The organism is Streptomyces triticirhizae (assembly GCF_003696235.1).
GTDB classification, from domain to species: domain Bacteria; phylum Actinomycetota; class Actinomycetes; order Streptomycetales; family Streptomycetaceae; genus Streptomyces; species Streptomyces triticirhizae.
On sequence record NZ_RFFJ01000162.1, the window covers coordinates 1 to 14,244 of the forward strand.

Here is a 14,244-nt window from a genome sequence, read left to right on the forward strand (position 1 = left end):
CGCCCGCGCTCAGCCGGCGCGCAGCGGGTCGTGCCCCAGCGACATCAGCTGGTAGCGCCAGTCGGGCTCAGGCCGCTCCTCGCGGGGGCCGGCCGCCCGTTCGGTCGTGACGGTCTCCACGACCTCGCGCATCAGGTCGATGTCGGCCTCGGTGAGATCCATCTGGCGTTTCCGCAGGATCGCGAGGACCCCGCGCCCCCGCTCGGAGCCGGCGCGTTCGGGAAGGCGCTCGGCCTCCTCGCCCGCGCTGCTCACCCGCAGCCAGGCCGCCAACTCCTGCGAGGTCATGTTCACCGCGTTGTGGAAGTCCGCCCACAGCGCGTCCATCTCGAAAGCCTCGGCGTCGGTCATGCGTCCGCCTCCAGGACCGTCGTGCTCGGTTCAGGCGCGGGCCAGGTCGGTCACGTCCCTGGCCAACCTCTTGTCCAGGGATACCCGGACGAGACCCGCTGTCAGCCGGGGAATGTCGGCCCTCCGCACCAGTTCGGACAGCCCCCGGGCCGAACGCGGGAGGCCCACCCGGCGGGCGCCCTCCTTCGCGCGGCTGTCGACATACGGCGCGTACTCGGGCCAGACGGCCTGCACCTCGCGCAGGAAGATGTCCACGCCCATCGGGCCTATCCCCGGATACTCCCGCAGCCGGGTCGGCGCCTCCTCGCGCATCCGCCGCACGTCGCCGCCGTAGCGGTCGAGCAACAGCCGGGCACCGTCGCCGAGTTGGGTGGCGGTCCGCTCGTCGTAGCGGCGGTAGTGGCCCACGCCCAGGGCGTCCACCCGCCGCTGCCAGGTGGCGTCGGCCATGGCGCGCGGGGTGCGCATCCCCGCGTCGAAGAGCGCCCGGGCCGCCGCCACCGCGACATCGGCCTTGATCCGCGCCGACAGCAGGTGCGCCAGCACCAGCGTCTGGTAGAGCGGCGCCGGGGTGTCCCGCAGCCGGATGCCGGCCTGGGCCGCGTAGGTCTCGCCACAGCGGTCGAGCAGCGCTCGCGCCGTGCGTCTGGTCTGTGCGGTCATGCCGCCTCTCCTCCCGCGCCGGTGGTCGGTCCGGTCAGTCGGTCTCCGGCAACTGCTCGCCGAACACGGCGCGTTCGGGAACGGAGCCCAGGGCGCGCTCGGCCGCGTGCTCCTCCAGCAGCAGCCGCCACTCCTGGTGGCCGGGGATCTCGGGAACGGGGTGGGCGGGGTGAGCGGGGGCGTCCGCGAGCGTCTTGGTCGATTTCGACATGTCCTATCACCTCGACCACGGCGGGTTCCCGGTACCCGGCGCCTAAAACGCCCCGAACCATGTCGGAACGATCACGGGGCCGCCGGCATCGCACTCAGAAACGCAAACAGAAACGCAAGGAAAGACGCAACAGGAAAGGCAACCGACAGTGACAAACCAGCACGACCACCCCGGCCGTGATCGCTCAGCCCGGGACCGCGCCGGAGACGTCGTCCCCGGCCTCGGCCCCGTTCCGGTCACCTGCTGGCTGCACCCGGGCGTCGAGGTCCGGCCCTCGCCGATCGAGGGCCGGGGGCTCGTCGCCCGCGTCCCACTGCCGGCCGGCACCGTGGTCGAACGCCTCGGCGGCCGCCTGATCGACGACGCCACGCTGGCCACCCTCACCCGGCACGACAGCCTCTCGGTGGGCGAGGGCCTGCATCTGCTGCTGACCCCCGACCACCCGGTGCGCTTCGGCAACCACTCCTGCGAGCCGAACCTCTGGCACCGGGACGCCCTCACCATCGAGACCCGGCGCGACGTCGCCCCCGGCGAGGAGCTGACCATCGACTACGCCACCCTCACCGCCGTCGCCGACTGGTCGATGAACTGCCGCTGTGGCGCGGCCCGTTGCCGCTCCCGCGTCACCGGCCTCGACTGGCGCGACCCGACGCTCCGCGCCGCCTACGGCCGCCACTGGACCCCGCCGCTGCTGGCCATGATCGACGGGCTCGTGGCCGGGGGCGACCGGCTCGACGGCGCGTGAGCCCAGGTCAGGCGGCGCCGGTCGCCCGCTCCGCCGGCCCGAAGTCCACCTCCGCCGCGTTCACCGTGCCACCCCGCCGGCCCGGGGCGCTCTGGAACCGCCAGTACAGGTTGGTGTGGGCTATCACCTGCTCCGGCGGCGGCGCGCCGTGCGCCGACCGGTCCTCCGCGGTGTGCGCGTCCCCGACCAGGGTCACGTCGTAGCCGCGGACCAGCCCGCCGTGCAGCGTGGAGCGGACGCACACGTCGGTCTGCGCGCCCGTCACCACCAGGCGGCCCACGCCGCGCTCCGCCAGCACCTCCTCCAGCTCGGTGGCCTCGAAGGAGTCCCCGAACCGCTTGTGCACCAGCGGCTCGTCGTCCCGCCGGACCAGCTCGGGCACGAAGCGCCAGCCCTCGCTGTCGATCGGCATGTCCGCGTCGGAGTGCTGCACCCAGACCACGGGCACGCCCTCGGCCCTGGCCCGGTCCAGCAGAAAGTTGATCCGGGCGATCACCTCGTCGCGGCGGTGCGCGGCGGCGACCACGTCCCGCTGCATGTCGATGACGAGCAACGCGGTGTGCGGACGGTCGGCGAGTGTGGTCATGGGGCTGCTCCGTTCTTCGGCGTTCGGCGAAGATCCTCGAAATCCCGGCCAACCCGGGCGCGTTCACCCTAGACGCCACCACTGACAGTCCCGCCCCGACGAGCGACGCGCCGCCCGCCCCCGGCAGGAGGGGCGGGCGGCGCGCCAGGCCCTCAGCCGGCGACCGGGATGGTCACCGCGTTCGCGCCCTCGGCCACCGTCACCGGCTCGCCGTACCCGTCGGGCCCGGCCAGCACCACCGACCAGCCGCCTGGCGCGCCCTCGGCGGTCACCGTCAGCTCGTCGCCGCTCCGCCGGGTCCGGAAGACGGCCGCCCGCTCCCCGGTGCCCGCCGGCACCCGGGTGACCACCTCGACGCCGTCCCCCGGGGCGTGCACCCGCAGGGTGACGCCCTCGGCCAGGGCGTACTCGGGGCTCTCGTCGTGCGCCCCCAACGGGATCACCGACCCCGGCCGGGCCAGCAGCGGCAGGCTGTCGAAGCCGAACCGCTCCCGCCGCCAGCCCGGCCCGGAGACCCGCTCGCCGGTCAGCAGATGGGTCCACGTCCCGGCCGGAACGTAGTACTCGACCTCGCCGTCCTCGCTGAAGACCGGCGCCACCAGCAGGTTCTCGCCCAGCATGTACTGGCGGTCCAACGGGTGGCAGCTCGGGTCGTCGGGGAACTCCAGCACCATCGCCCGCATCACCGGCGTGCCCCGGTCCCTGGCCTGCTCGGCGGCCCGCAGCAGATAGGGCGCCAGCCGGTTCTTCAGCCGGGTGAAGTCGCGGGTGACCTCGACGGCCTCCTCGTCGTACTCCCACGGCACCCGGTAGGAGCCCGAGCCGTGCAGCCGGCTGTGCGAGGAGAGCAGCCCGAACTGCACCCACCGCTTGAAGACCGCCGGCGTCGGCGTGCCCTCGAAGCCGCCGATGTCGTGGCTCCAGAAGCCGAAGCCGCTGAGCCCCAGCGACAGCCCGCCGCGCAGCGACTCCGCCATCGCCTCGAACGTGGACTCGCAGTCCCCGCCCCAGTGCACCGGGAACTGCTGTCCGCCGGCCGTCGCCGAGCGCGCGAACAGCACCGCCTCGCCCTCGCCGCGCTCCTCGGTCAGCACCCGGAAGACCGTCTCGTTGTAGAGCTGGGTGTAGTAGTTGTGCATCCGCTCGGGGTCGGAGCCGTCCGACCAGACCACGTCCGTCGGGACCCGTTCGCCGAAGTCCGTCTTGAAGCCGTCCACGCCCTGCCGCAGCAGCGCCCGCAGCTTGCTCGCGTACCACTCCCTGGCGGCCGGGCTGGTGAAGTCCACCAGCGCCATCCCGGCCTGCCACATGTCCCACTGCCACACGTCGCCCTCGGCGGTGCGCACCAGGTGGCCCAGCCGCCGGCCCTCATCGAAGAGCGGCGACTTCTGCCCGATGTAGGGGTTGATCCACACCGTGACCCGCAGCCCCTGGTCCTTCAGCCGGCGCAGCATCCCCTCCGGGTCGGGGAAGACGTCCGGGTCCCAGGTGAAGTCGCACCACTGGTACGCCCGCATCCAGAAGCAGTCGAAGTGGAAGACGCCCAGCGGGATGTCGCGCTCCGCCATCCCGCGCGTGAAGCGGCCCACGGTGTCCTCGTCGTAGTCGGTGGTGAACGACGTGGACAGCCACAGCCCGAACGACCAGGCCGGCGGCAGCGCGGGCCGGCCGGTCAGCGCCGTGTAGCGGTCCAGGATCTCCTTGGGCGTGGGCCCGTAGATCACGTAGTACTCGACCGACTGGTCCTCGACGCTGAACTGGACCTGGCCCACCGACTCCGAGGCGATCTCGTAGGAGACCCGCCCCGGGTGGTTGACGAAGACGCCGTAGCCCCGGTTGGTGAGGTAGAACGGCACGTTCTTGTACGCCTGTTCGCTGGCCGTGCCGCCGTCGGCCTGCCAGACCTCCACGGACTGGCCGTTCTTGGTGAACGGGGTGAAACGCTCGCCCAGCCCGTACACCACCTCCCCCACGCCCAGCGAGAGTTGCGCGATCAGGTGGTGCTGCCCGTCGAGTGTGGCGAAGCCGGTGCCGCGCTTGCCCGCCGAGGTGAGGAGGCGCCCCTCGCCCAGGAAGTCGAGCCGCCACGGCTCCTCGGTGTCCACCCGCAACGCCAGCGGCCCGCTGGCCAGTTCCAGCGCCGAACCGGTCGCCCGCGCCTTCGCCGCGTGACCCTCGTCGGGGCGCAGCGCGAAGTGCGGGCCCCGGTCGCGCGAGCCGGCGTGGTGCGTGGAGCGCACCCCGATCACCCCCTCGGCGGGGGAGAAGACCTCCACGGTGAGCAGGGGGCTGTTGAGGGTCTGACCTCGGCCGCGCTCCCGGCCGGTGGCACCCCACAGGGTCAGCCGGTCCTCCTCGATCCGCGCGTCCGCGACCCAGGTGGCGAACGAGGCCGCCACCCCTTCGCGCATCAGCCAGTAACCGTCGGTGAACTTCACGGTGTTCGGGTCTCCCTAGTCCTGTCGTTGGTCGGGTGTCCCCGACACGTCCTGAGGCCGCTGGCCGTGGCGCCGCCGGTGGTCGCGGATCAGGCCCTGGTACCAGCGGTAGCTGTCCTTGGGCAGGCGCCGCTGGGTGTCGTAGTCGACGCGCACGATGCCGAAGCGCTTGTCGTAGCCGAAGGCCCACTCGAAGTTGTCCAGCAGCGACCAGACGTAGTACCCGCGCACGTCCACGCCGGCGCGCACCGCCTCGGCCAGCGCCGCCAGGTGGTCCCGCAGATAGGCGACCCGGTCGGCGTCGTGCACCTGCCCGTCCTCGGCCACGGTGTCCGCCTCGGCCGAGCCGTTCTCGGTGATGTACAGCGGCGGCAGGTTCGGGTGGCGCCGGTCGAGGTCCACCAGCAGGTCGGTGAACGACTCGGGCACCACGGGCCAGCCCATGGTGGTGTGCCGCACGTCGTCCCGCCAGGTCTCCTCGACGCCGATGTCGACGGCGGTGCGCCGCGCCGGGTCGGCCTCCCGGTGCGGGGCGGCGGCGATCGTGATCGGGCGGTAGTAGTTGACGCCGAGGAAGTCCAACGGGGCGCCGATCAGGTCGAGATCGCCGTCCGCGCGGTAGGAGCCGTCGGCCAGCTCGCCCCAGGTCTCCCGCTCGTGCTCGGGGTAGCGGCCGGCGAAGAGTGGGTCGAACCAGACCGCGTTGTGCAGGGTCTCGGCCCGGCGCACCGCGGCCAGGTCCGCCGCGGAGTCGCTGGCCGGCAGCAGCCGGTCAGGGTTGAGCGTGATCCCCACCTCGCTCCGCCCGGCGGCGCGCAGCGCCCGCACCGCCAGCCCGTGCCCGACCAGCAGGTGGTGGGCGGCGGCCAGCGCGCCCCTGCCCTCGCGCGCCCCCGGCGCGTGCCGGCCGATGGCATAGCCGACGAACGCCGCGCAGAACGGCTCGTTCAGGGTGATCCAGCGCGGGATGCGGTCGCCCAGCCGGTCGGCGACGATCGCCGCGTACTCGGCGAACCGCTCGGCCGTCTCCCGCACCCGCCAGCCGCCCTGGTCCTCCAGCGCCTGCGGCAGGTCCCAGTGGTAGAGCGTGGCGGCGGGGCGAATCCCGGCCGCCAGCAGCTCGTCCAGCAGCCGGTCGTAGAACGCGAGCCCCTCGGCGTTGGCCGGCCCCGATCCCGTCGGCTGGACGCGCGGCCAGGCGATCGAGAACCGGTAGTCGTCGACGCCGAGTTCGCGCAGCAGCGCCACGTCCTCCCGGTAGCGGTGGTAGTGGTCGCAGGCGACGTCCCCGGTGGCGCCGTCGGCGACCTTGCCGGGCGTGCGGCAGTAGGTGTCCCAGATCGACGGGCCGCGCCCGCCGACGTCGTGGGCGCCCTCGATCTGGTAGGCGGCGGTCGCGGTCCCGAAGGCGAAGCCGGGCGGGAAGGTGGGATAGCCCGGGGAGTCCGGGGCGTCGTGGGCGTCGGTGCCGTGCGTTGAATCGGTAGTGCTCATCAGTTCTCTCGACCTTGTCAGGATGGTTGTTCCGGTGGGGCAAGCGCTTGCCCGTCGCGCGCGCCTGCCCCGGGTGAGACCGTCCACGTCGTGTGGTCACTTCAGGGAGCCGCCCGCGATTCCGGCGGCGATGTACTTCTGGGCGACGACCAGCAGTATCGCCGCCGGGATCGCCGACAGCACGGCCGTGGCCATCACCGCCCCCCAGTCACTCACATGGGCCCCGATGAACTGGTAGAGGCCCAGCGTGACCGGCCGAACGTCGTCGGTGGTGTTGAGGGTCAGCGCGAAGACGAAGTCCGCCCACGCGAAGAGGAACGCGAAGAGGCCCGAGGTGATGAGCGCGTTCCGACTCATCGGCAGCACGATCCGCACGAACGCCGTGAACCGGTTCGCCCCGTCCACCAGCGCCGCCTCCACCACCTCGCTCGGGATGGAGACCATGAACGCCCGCAGCAGCACGATCGCGAACGGCAGCCCCAGCGAGGCGTCCGCCAGGATCAGCCCCAGATAGGAGTTGACCAGGCCCAGTTCCGCGTACGCGCTGTAGAGCGCGTTGGCCACCACGATGCCCGGCACCATCTGGGTGATCAGCGTGCCGAAGACGATGGTCCGCCCGCCGCGCAGGCCGAACTGCGCCAGCCCGTAGGCCGCCGGCGCCGCCAGCGCCAGGCACACCACCACCGCGCCCAGCGCCACCACCAGGCTGGTCACCAACGAGCCGCCCTGACTCTCCAGCGCCGTACGGAAGTTGTCCAGGCTCGGCGAGGTCGGCAGCAGCTCCGCCGAGGCGATCGAGGAGTGCGGCTGGAGCGCCGTGGAGACCATCCAGTAGACGGGGAAGAGCATCACGGCCAGCACCAGCAGCGCCACCGTCGTGCTGCCCCAGCGGGCGGCGCGCGAGGAACCCGTTCGCTGACGCATCGTCACCTACCCTTCCCCGGGCCGAGATCGGCCCGGTTGGCGCGCAGATAGAGCACGGCGAAGACCGCGCTGATCAGGATCAGGATGTTGCCCACCACCGCGCCCTGGCCGAAGTCCAGGCGCAGGAAGGAGAGTTGGTAGGTGAGCGTGCCCAGCGTCTGGGTGGAGTCGGCCGGGCCCCCGCCGGTCAGCGCCAACACCAGGTCCAGGATCTTCACCGTGGACATGAAGCCCAGCACCAGCACCACCGTGACCACCGGGCGCAGCATCGGCAGCGTGATCCGCCAGAACGTGCGCCACGGTCCGGCGCCGTCCAACGCCGCCGCCTCGTAGAGCTCCTCGGGTATCTCGGCCAGGCCGCCGTAGAGGATCACCATGTTGAACGGGATGCCGATCCAGATGTTCACCAGGATCACCGAGGCCAGCGCCACGCTCGGGCTGGACAGCCACGGCACCCCGTCGGAGCTGAGGCCCACCAGCTCAAGGAAGCTGTTGAGCACCCCGTGTTCCTCGTCCATGATCCGCCGCCAGACCACCGCCGAGACCACCATCGGCACCAGCCAGGGCAGCAGCAGCACCGCGCGGATCGTCCCGGAGAGCCGGAACCGCCGCGAGAAGAACACCGCGAGGGCCAGCCCCAGGGTGAACTGCCCGAGTAGCGAGCCCACGGTGAAGACCATCGTCTGCCACAGCGCGTCGCCCAGCAGCGGGTCGTCCAGCACCGCCCGCCAGTTCTCCAGGCCGTTGAACGGGGCCTCGCCGGTGAAGTAGGTGCGCGGCGTGAACTCCTGAAAGCTCATCAGGACGTTGCGCACCAGCGGATAGCCGAAGAACGCCAGCAGATAGAGCACGGCCGGCAGCACGAACAGCCAGCGGTAGAGCGCCCGTTGACGAGAGCCGGGGGCGCGCCGGCGCGTCTTCGCCGCGTTCACCGCTCCTCACCCGCCTGCCGCTGGGCGTCGCGCAGCGCGTCCTCGGGGGATGAGCGCCCCGTCAGCACCGACTGGAAAGCGCCGGCCAGCGCGTCGCCGACCACCGGCCACCGGGTGCCGACCCGTTCGGTGCGCGAGCGCGCGGTCAGCACCAGGTCGGCGAACGGCGCCAGCTTCGGGTTCTGCTCGCGGTAGCGCTCGGCGGCCGCCGCCAGCGTCGGCACGTTGTTGACCCGCTCGCCCCAGGCCAGCTGGTTCTCCTCGGAGTTGAGGCAGCTCAGCAGCCGGCCGGCGTTCCGCTCCCGCTCGCGGTCGTCGTTCTTCGGCACGGTCATCACCGTGCCGCCGATGGGCGGCACCGGGTCGCGCCCCGCCTCGGGGACGGGGATCGCGGCGACCGCCCAGTCCACCTCGTCCTGGGCGTCGAGCACCGGCACCTGCCAGGGGCCGTTGATCATCATGGCGGCCCTTCCGGAGAGGAACTGGTCGTTCACGTCCTGCTGGTTCCAGTTGACGACCGAACGGGAGACCACGCCTCCGTCCACCAGCTCCTTCCAGAACGCCAGCGCCGCCGCCCCGCCCTCGCCCTCGGTCAGCCGCGCCTCGTCGCCGCCGGCCGACCAGAAGAACGGCAGGAACTGGTAGACGCCGTCCGCGTCCGGGGTGGCCGAGAACGCCATCCCATAGGTGTCGCCCGAGGTCAGCTCGGCGGCCGTCCGCCGCAACTCGTCCCAGGTGGTGGGCGGTTGGACGCCGGCCTCGGCCAGCAGCTCGGTGTTGTAGATCAGCGCGAGGGAGTTCACCGAGCGCGCGACCCCGTACTGGGTGCCGTCGAAGGAGCCCAACGCCACCGAGCTGTCCGAGAGGCCCTCGGCCACGACCCCCACCTCGTCGATCGGCCGCAGCCCGCCGGTCTCGGCGAACTGCGGCAGCTCCGAGCCGTCCAGCTCCAGGATGTCGGTCAGCGAGTCCGAGGACGCCATCCGCAGCGCCTTCGACGCCACCTGGTCGGCCGGCACGCTGATCTGCTCCACCCGCAGCCCCAACGGCTCGGCGCAGCGGTCGAAGAAGTCCTGGTTCGCCTCGTGTTCGGCGGTGTCCGTCGCCGAGTTGAGCACCGTCACCGTGTCCGGGTCCGGCTCGGCGGCGCAGCCGGCGAGGCCGGTGGCCAGGGTGGCCGCCGCCAGGCCGACGGCCACCGCCGACCGGCGGGTCCTTCCGTTGCTTGCTGGCATGACTCTCTCGTTCGGTTTGTCCTGTCCGTCCTTCGTCGCGGCTCCGCAGGTGCTCAGCCGCCCGGGGGCACGATGGGTGGCCCCCCGGCCACCAGCGTCGGCGCGATCAACTCCCGTTCGGCGTAGGGCCGTTCCGGGTTCTCGATCGCCTCGACCACCAGCCGCACCGCCGCCTCGGCCATCCGCCCCACGGGCAGCTCGACGCGCGGCAGCCGCAGCGCCCCGGCCTCGTCCGGGAGGCTGCCGACCAGCACCACCGCCAGGTCCTCGCCGACCCGAAGCCCGAGCGCGGCGATCTCCTCCAGCAGCAGCGGCAGCGGGATCAGGTGCTGCACCAGCAGCGCCGTCGGGCGCGGGCGCGCGGTGAGCAGCTCGACGAGCCGGGCGCGCGCCTCGTCCGGCTCCACGGTGGAACGCCGCACCCGCACCTCGGCCCCGGTCTCCCGCGCGGCCGCCTCGGCCCCGGCCAGGCCGCGCAGCGCATAGCCGTTCCTGGCCTCGAACTCGTGGTCGGCCGAGGCCCAGAACGCGATCCGCCGGTGCCCGGCGGCCACCGCCTCCCGCACCGCCAGCGAGACCGCCGCCGCCCAGTCCAGGTCCACCCAGGGCGGGTCGTCGCCCTCGCTCTCCTCGCCGTGCCCCACCAGCGCGGTGGGGAAGCCGTGCGCGCGCAACGCCTCGATCCTCGGGTCCCGTTCGCGCACCGCCATCAGCACCGCGCCGTCGGCCAGCCCGCTGCGGGCCACCCGGGTCAGCCCGCGAACCCCGTCGGGGTCGGTCATCAGCAGCAGGTCGTAGCCTCGGTCCCTGGCCATGTCGCCGATGTCGATCGCGAACCGGCCGTCCACGGCCCGGTACTTGCCAGGCTCCCTCGGCACCGCCAGCACCAGCACCTCGCTGCGCGCGCGCCGCAGCGTGCGCGCCGAGGCGCGCGGGTGGTAGCCCAGCTCCTCGATGGCGGCGCGGACGGCGGTCCTGGTCTCCTCGGAGATCTTGCGGGAGCCGCTGAGCACATAGGAGACCGTGCTGGGCGCGACGCCGGCGTGCCGGGCCACGTCCTTGATGGTGACCATGCGCCTCGCTCCCTTCCTGGCCGGCCCCTGCCGCGCCAACTCCCTTGCGGTGCAACGAAGTCGGGTGGCGAAGCCGTCGGTCGAACCGTTCGTCGAATCGATTCGACGAACCATCGCCGGAAATCGTAGGCATCCCTCCGGACGCCGCACAAGACATCCCGGAACATTCCGTCCTGCGGAATGTGGTCGGGGCGCGTCACGGGCCGGCGGACCCCGTGCCCGCCCGCCGGGGAGCGGCTACCGTGGGAGGGCCGGGCCGGCGGCTCGCGCGGTGGGGGCTGTGGGGCGCTCGCGCGCCCCGTACCACACGAGGGTCGCCGGCCCGGCCCGGTTCTCGGCGGGAACGAGCGGGTCGTCGGGGTGTTACCGCAGCAGCTCCAGCGGCACCGAGGCGGCCAGCAGGCCGTAGCCCTCGGGCGTCAGATGCAGCCAGTCGCCGTCGTGGATGTCGGGCAGCAGGCGCTCCGGTTGCGCCGGGTCGCGGGTGGCCGCGTCGAAGTCGAGCACCGCGTCGAACCGTCCGCTGTCGCGGACCCAGTCGTTGACCGTCTGGCGCGCCAACTCGCGCCAGCCCTCGGGGTCGTCGTACATCTCGTTGTCGCCGAACGGCAGCAGCGTCGCGCCGAACACCTCGATGCCGTGGGCGTGGGCGCGGGTGACGATCTGGTCGAAGGCGGTGATCAGCTCGTCGGCGACGGCCCGTTGGGCCTCCTCGGTGGCCTCCGCCGTGCCGATGTCGTTGACGCCCTCGAAGAGGATCAGCCGCTCGACGCCGCTCTGGGCGATCACGTCCCGGTCCAGCCGGGCCAGGGCGCTGGGGCCGAGGCCGTCGTTGAGGACCCGGTTGCCGCCGGCGCCCTGGTTGAGCAGGGAGACATGGGCCGTGTCCGGGTCGGCCGCCATCCGGTCGAAGAGCTGGTCGGTCCACCGGTCGTTGCCGTTGGTGGTGGAGCCCCGGCCGTCGGTCAGCGAGTCGCCGAGGACGGCGGTGGCGTGGTGGTCGGCCGGCGACCACGCCTCGACGCCGCTGAGCAGGTACCAGTGGTCGGTGGGCGTGGCGCCCGGCAGGTCCTCGGCGGTCACATGGTCGCCGGCCAGCAGGTGCGAGGTGGTGCGCGAGCCGGGGTGCGAGGTGAGGGACAACGTGGCCTGGCCGGCGGCCAGATAGGTCGTCACGGTGAGGTTGCTGCCCGGCGGGAGCGCGAGGTCCACGGGGTCGCTGACATAGCGCGCTCCGATCGGCACGGTCACCGAACTCCGCCCGCCGCTGAACGTGACCGGCACCGAGCTGCCCGGCTCGACGGCGCTGACCCCGGCCCGTCCTTCCCTCGGCAGCGCGACCGCGACCTCGGTCAACGGCAGCGGGGCGCCGCCGAACTCGTTGGAGAAGGCCAGCCGGAACCGTTCGCCGCCGGTGGTGATCCGCACCGTCTGACGCAGCGTCGTGTCCACCAGCACGGACTCATCGCCGGTGAACGGGGGCGGCGGCATGTTGTGCGGCTCGGTGAGCTGGGGCATCGCCGTCCAGCTGCCGACCCAGCGCATCTCCCGTCCCGGGCCGGACCGTTCGGCGCTCCCCTCGGCCGCCTGCGGTGAACGCTCCGCCGGGGCGGGCGCGTTGGCCGGCGCTGTGGCCTGGGCCGCCGTCGGCCCGGCGAGCAGGGCCAGCGGCAGGGCCGCCAGGGCGACGAGCCGGCCGAGCGTGCGGGTTCTCTTCATGCGGTCGGGGGCTCCTTCGGTGAGAACGGGGCGGACGGCCGAGCCGTCGGCGCGGTCGTCCCGGGGCGGTTCCCTGCGGCGCCGTGACACTAGGAAGGGCCATCGGGCCCGTCAAGACTTCCGGTAAGGATCTGAAAATTTTCGGTTATCCCTTCCGGGGCTCGGCCCAACTCGCCCGCCCCGAGGGGCTGTCGGGCCCGCGTGCGGCGCCGCCGGAACGGCCGCCCCGGCGGGTACCGTGGCCCCCGGTCGGGCCCTCCCACCTGGGCCGCGCGCGGTCGTCGGGCCGCGTGGCCGGTTTCCCCGACGCCCGTCTGCTGCCGTGTGGCGGCCGGCGTGTCACGTTCGGAAGGCGGCACGGTGCCGCCCGTGGAGAGCGAAAGGCGCACCCGGCATGGGCTACCCCCTCGACCCCGAACTGGCAGCGGCGGCCGCGATGTTGGCCGAGATCGACATCTCGGACCTGCCCGCCGCCCGCGCCGCCCAGGCGGCCGAGCTGGCGGCCGCCATGGCGGCCGCCGACGAACGCGGGGTCGCCGTGCGCGAGGTGCTGGTGCCGGGCCGCTCGGCCGGCGACCCCAAGGTCCCGCTGCGGATCTACCGCCCCGAGGGCGCCGGCGGGCCGCTGCCCGCCGTCTACGGCGTGCACGGCGGCGGTTTCGTCCTCGGCTCCTTCGACGTGGACCACGACCTCAACCTGCGGTTCGCCCGCGAACTGCCCGCCGTGGTCGTCGCCGTGGACTACCGGCTGGCGCCCGAACACCCCTATCCGGCGCCGCTGGACGACGTGTACGCCGGCTGGCTCTGGCTGGCGGAGCACGCCGCCGAGCTGGGCGTCGACCCGGAACGGCTCGCGCTGTGGGGAGACAGCGCGGGGGCGGGGCTGGCCGCCGGGGCCGCGCTGCTGGCGCGCGACCTCGGCGGCCCGGCGGCCCGCCACCTCCATCTGCACAGCCCCGCCCTGGACGACCGACTCGCCACCGCCAGCGCGCGAGGCTTCACCGACACGCCCGTGTGGAACCGCCGCAACGCCGAACTGAGTTGGGCCGCCTACCTGGGGCCAGGTGTGCCGGGCACGGCCGATGTCCCGGCCTGGGCCGCGCCGGCCAGGGCCACCCAACTCGGCGGTCTGCCACCGACGTTCGTCGCCGCGATGGAGTTCGACCCGCTGCGCGACGAGGCGCTGGCCTTCGCCGAGGCGCTGCGCGCGGCCGGTGTCGACGTCCAACTCCGGCTCTACCCGGGCACGTTCCACGGCTGCGCGGCGATCGTCCACTCCGGCATCGGGCAGCGGATCAACGCCGAGGGGCTCGCGGCACTCGCGGCGGGGCTGGCCCGGTGAACGCCGGCCGGGATCTCCCGACGGAGCGTCAACCCTCCTCCGGCTCCTCGTCGTTACTCAACCGCCAGCCGTACAGCGCCAGTTGGGCCTTGAACCGGTCGCCGGGCTCGTGCAGCCGCCAGCCCAGCGCCTCCTCGACCACCGCCAACCTGGCGGCCACCGAGCTGTGGTGGAGATGGAGCAAGGCCGCCGCCTGCCGCAGCGACCCGGTGCGGCAGAACGCGTCGAGCGCCGCCACGCCCAGCTCGCCGCCGTCCCGTTCGGCCAGCTCCGCCAGGGCCCGCACCCCGGCGTCCGCCCGCAGCCTGGCCGCCGGCACCTCGGCGAGCAGCGCCAACGGGCCCAGCGCGTCGTGGTCCACCACCCCCGCGTCGGGCCCGCGCCCGGTGGCGAAGCGCAGCGCCGTGCGGGCCTGCGCCCAGGAGTCGGCCGCCCGGCTCGGCGGCACCGCGCCGCCCACCCCGCAGCGCACGCCTCGGGACCGTTCGCCGCCGGGCAGCCGTTCCGCGTCCCGCTCCGCGAGCACGGCGC

14 protein-coding genes are annotated in these 14,244 nt (G+C 73.3%); 2 read left to right on the plus strand and 12 right to left on the minus strand.

The features are described from left to right. Positions 1 to 9: 9 nt before the first annotated feature. The 3 genes from EBN88_RS22840 to EBN88_RS30740 are packed head-to-tail and all read right to left on the minus strand — an operon-like array spanning position 10 to position 1,225. On the minus strand, positions 10 to 351 hold the full coding sequence (locus tag EBN88_RS22840) for a DUF3140 domain-containing protein (protein ID WP_122398955.1): 342 nt from the start codon (positions 349 to 351) through the stop codon (positions 10 to 12). Between the two features lie 30 nt (positions 352 to 381). Further along, positions 382 to 1,014 (minus strand): HhH-GDP family DNA glycosylase, encoded by a 633-nt coding sequence (locus EBN88_RS22845; RefSeq protein ID WP_122398956.1) that lies wholly within the window; start codon positions 1,012 to 1,014, stop codon positions 382 to 384. Between the two features lie 34 nt (positions 1,015 to 1,048). Beyond that, positions 1,049 to 1,225 carry a hypothetical protein gene (locus EBN88_RS30740; protein ID WP_158621493.1) on the minus strand — a complete coding sequence of 59 codons (177 nt, stop codon included), beginning with the start codon at positions 1,223 to 1,225 and terminating at the stop codon, positions 1,049 to 1,051. Between the two features lie 148 nt (positions 1,226 to 1,373). Between EBN88_RS30740 and EBN88_RS22850 the strand changes: the two genes are divergently transcribed. Next, positions 1,374 to 1,970, plus strand: coding sequence for an SET domain-containing protein (locus tag EBN88_RS22850; RefSeq protein WP_122398957.1), 597 nt, complete (start codon positions 1,374 to 1,376; stop codon positions 1,968 to 1,970). A 7-nt stretch (positions 1,971 to 1,977) separates the two neighbouring features. Here the strand turns inward: EBN88_RS22850 and EBN88_RS22855 are convergent, their stop codons facing one another. The 8 genes from EBN88_RS22855 to EBN88_RS22890 all read right to left on the minus strand — a co-directional run bounded on the left by EBN88_RS22855 (position 1,978) and on the right by EBN88_RS22890 (position 12,371). Continuing rightward, on the minus strand, positions 1,978 to 2,556 hold the full coding sequence (locus EBN88_RS22855; RefSeq protein WP_122398958.1) for an isochorismatase family protein: 579 nt from the start codon (positions 2,554 to 2,556) through the stop codon (positions 1,978 to 1,980). A gap of 152 nt (positions 2,557 to 2,708) precedes the next feature. Next, the gene (gene yicI, locus EBN88_RS22860) at positions 2,709 to 4,994 is read right to left on the minus strand and encodes an alpha-xylosidase (RefSeq protein ID WP_122398959.1); all 2,286 of its coding nucleotides are present in this window, start codon (positions 4,992 to 4,994) and stop codon (positions 2,709 to 2,711) included. Between the two features lie 15 nt (positions 4,995 to 5,009). After that, positions 5,010 to 6,488: a GH1 family beta-glucosidase gene (locus EBN88_RS22865; protein WP_122398960.1), complete on the minus strand. Its 1,479-nt coding sequence runs from the start codon at positions 6,486 to 6,488 to the stop codon at positions 5,010 to 5,012. Between the two features lie 96 nt (positions 6,489 to 6,584). Beyond that, the gene (locus EBN88_RS22870; protein WP_122398961.1) at positions 6,585 to 7,412 is read right to left on the minus strand and encodes a carbohydrate ABC transporter permease; all 828 of its coding nucleotides are present in this window, start codon (positions 7,410 to 7,412) and stop codon (positions 6,585 to 6,587) included. Between the two features lie 2 nt (positions 7,413 to 7,414). Then, positions 7,415 to 8,344 (minus strand): carbohydrate ABC transporter permease, encoded by a 930-nt coding sequence (locus tag EBN88_RS22875; protein WP_122398962.1) that lies wholly within the window; start codon positions 8,342 to 8,344, stop codon positions 7,415 to 7,417. Further along, entirely contained in the window at positions 8,341 to 9,579 is a 1,239-nt protein-coding gene (locus EBN88_RS22880; RefSeq protein ID WP_122398963.1) for an ABC transporter substrate-binding protein, read from the minus strand. The genes EBN88_RS22875 and EBN88_RS22880 overlap by 4 nt, the downstream gene beginning before the upstream one ends. Positions 9,580 to 9,632: 53 nt before the next feature. Then, positions 9,633 to 10,652 carry a LacI family DNA-binding transcriptional regulator gene (locus tag EBN88_RS22885; RefSeq protein WP_122398964.1) on the minus strand — a complete coding sequence of 340 codons (1,020 nt, stop codon included), beginning with the start codon at positions 10,650 to 10,652 and terminating at the stop codon, positions 9,633 to 9,635. A 363-nt stretch (positions 10,653 to 11,015) separates the two neighbouring features. Then, a complete protein-coding gene (locus tag EBN88_RS22890; protein WP_122398965.1) occupies positions 11,016 to 12,371 on the minus strand; it encodes an SGNH/GDSL hydrolase family protein in 1,356 nt (451 codons plus the stop codon). A gap of 394 nt (positions 12,372 to 12,765) precedes the next feature. Here EBN88_RS22890 and EBN88_RS22895 point away from each other — a divergent pair, with 394 nt between their 5' ends. After that, on the plus strand, positions 12,766 to 13,713 hold the full coding sequence (locus EBN88_RS22895) for an alpha/beta hydrolase (protein ID WP_122398966.1): 948 nt from the start codon (positions 12,766 to 12,768) through the stop codon (positions 13,711 to 13,713). A 28-nt stretch (positions 13,714 to 13,741) separates the two neighbouring features. Here EBN88_RS22895 and EBN88_RS22900 read toward each other — a convergent pair. Next, positions 13,742 to 14,244 (minus strand): PucR family transcriptional regulator (locus tag EBN88_RS22900; protein ID WP_147472810.1); only part of this gene is annotated, 503 nt, incomplete at its 5' end.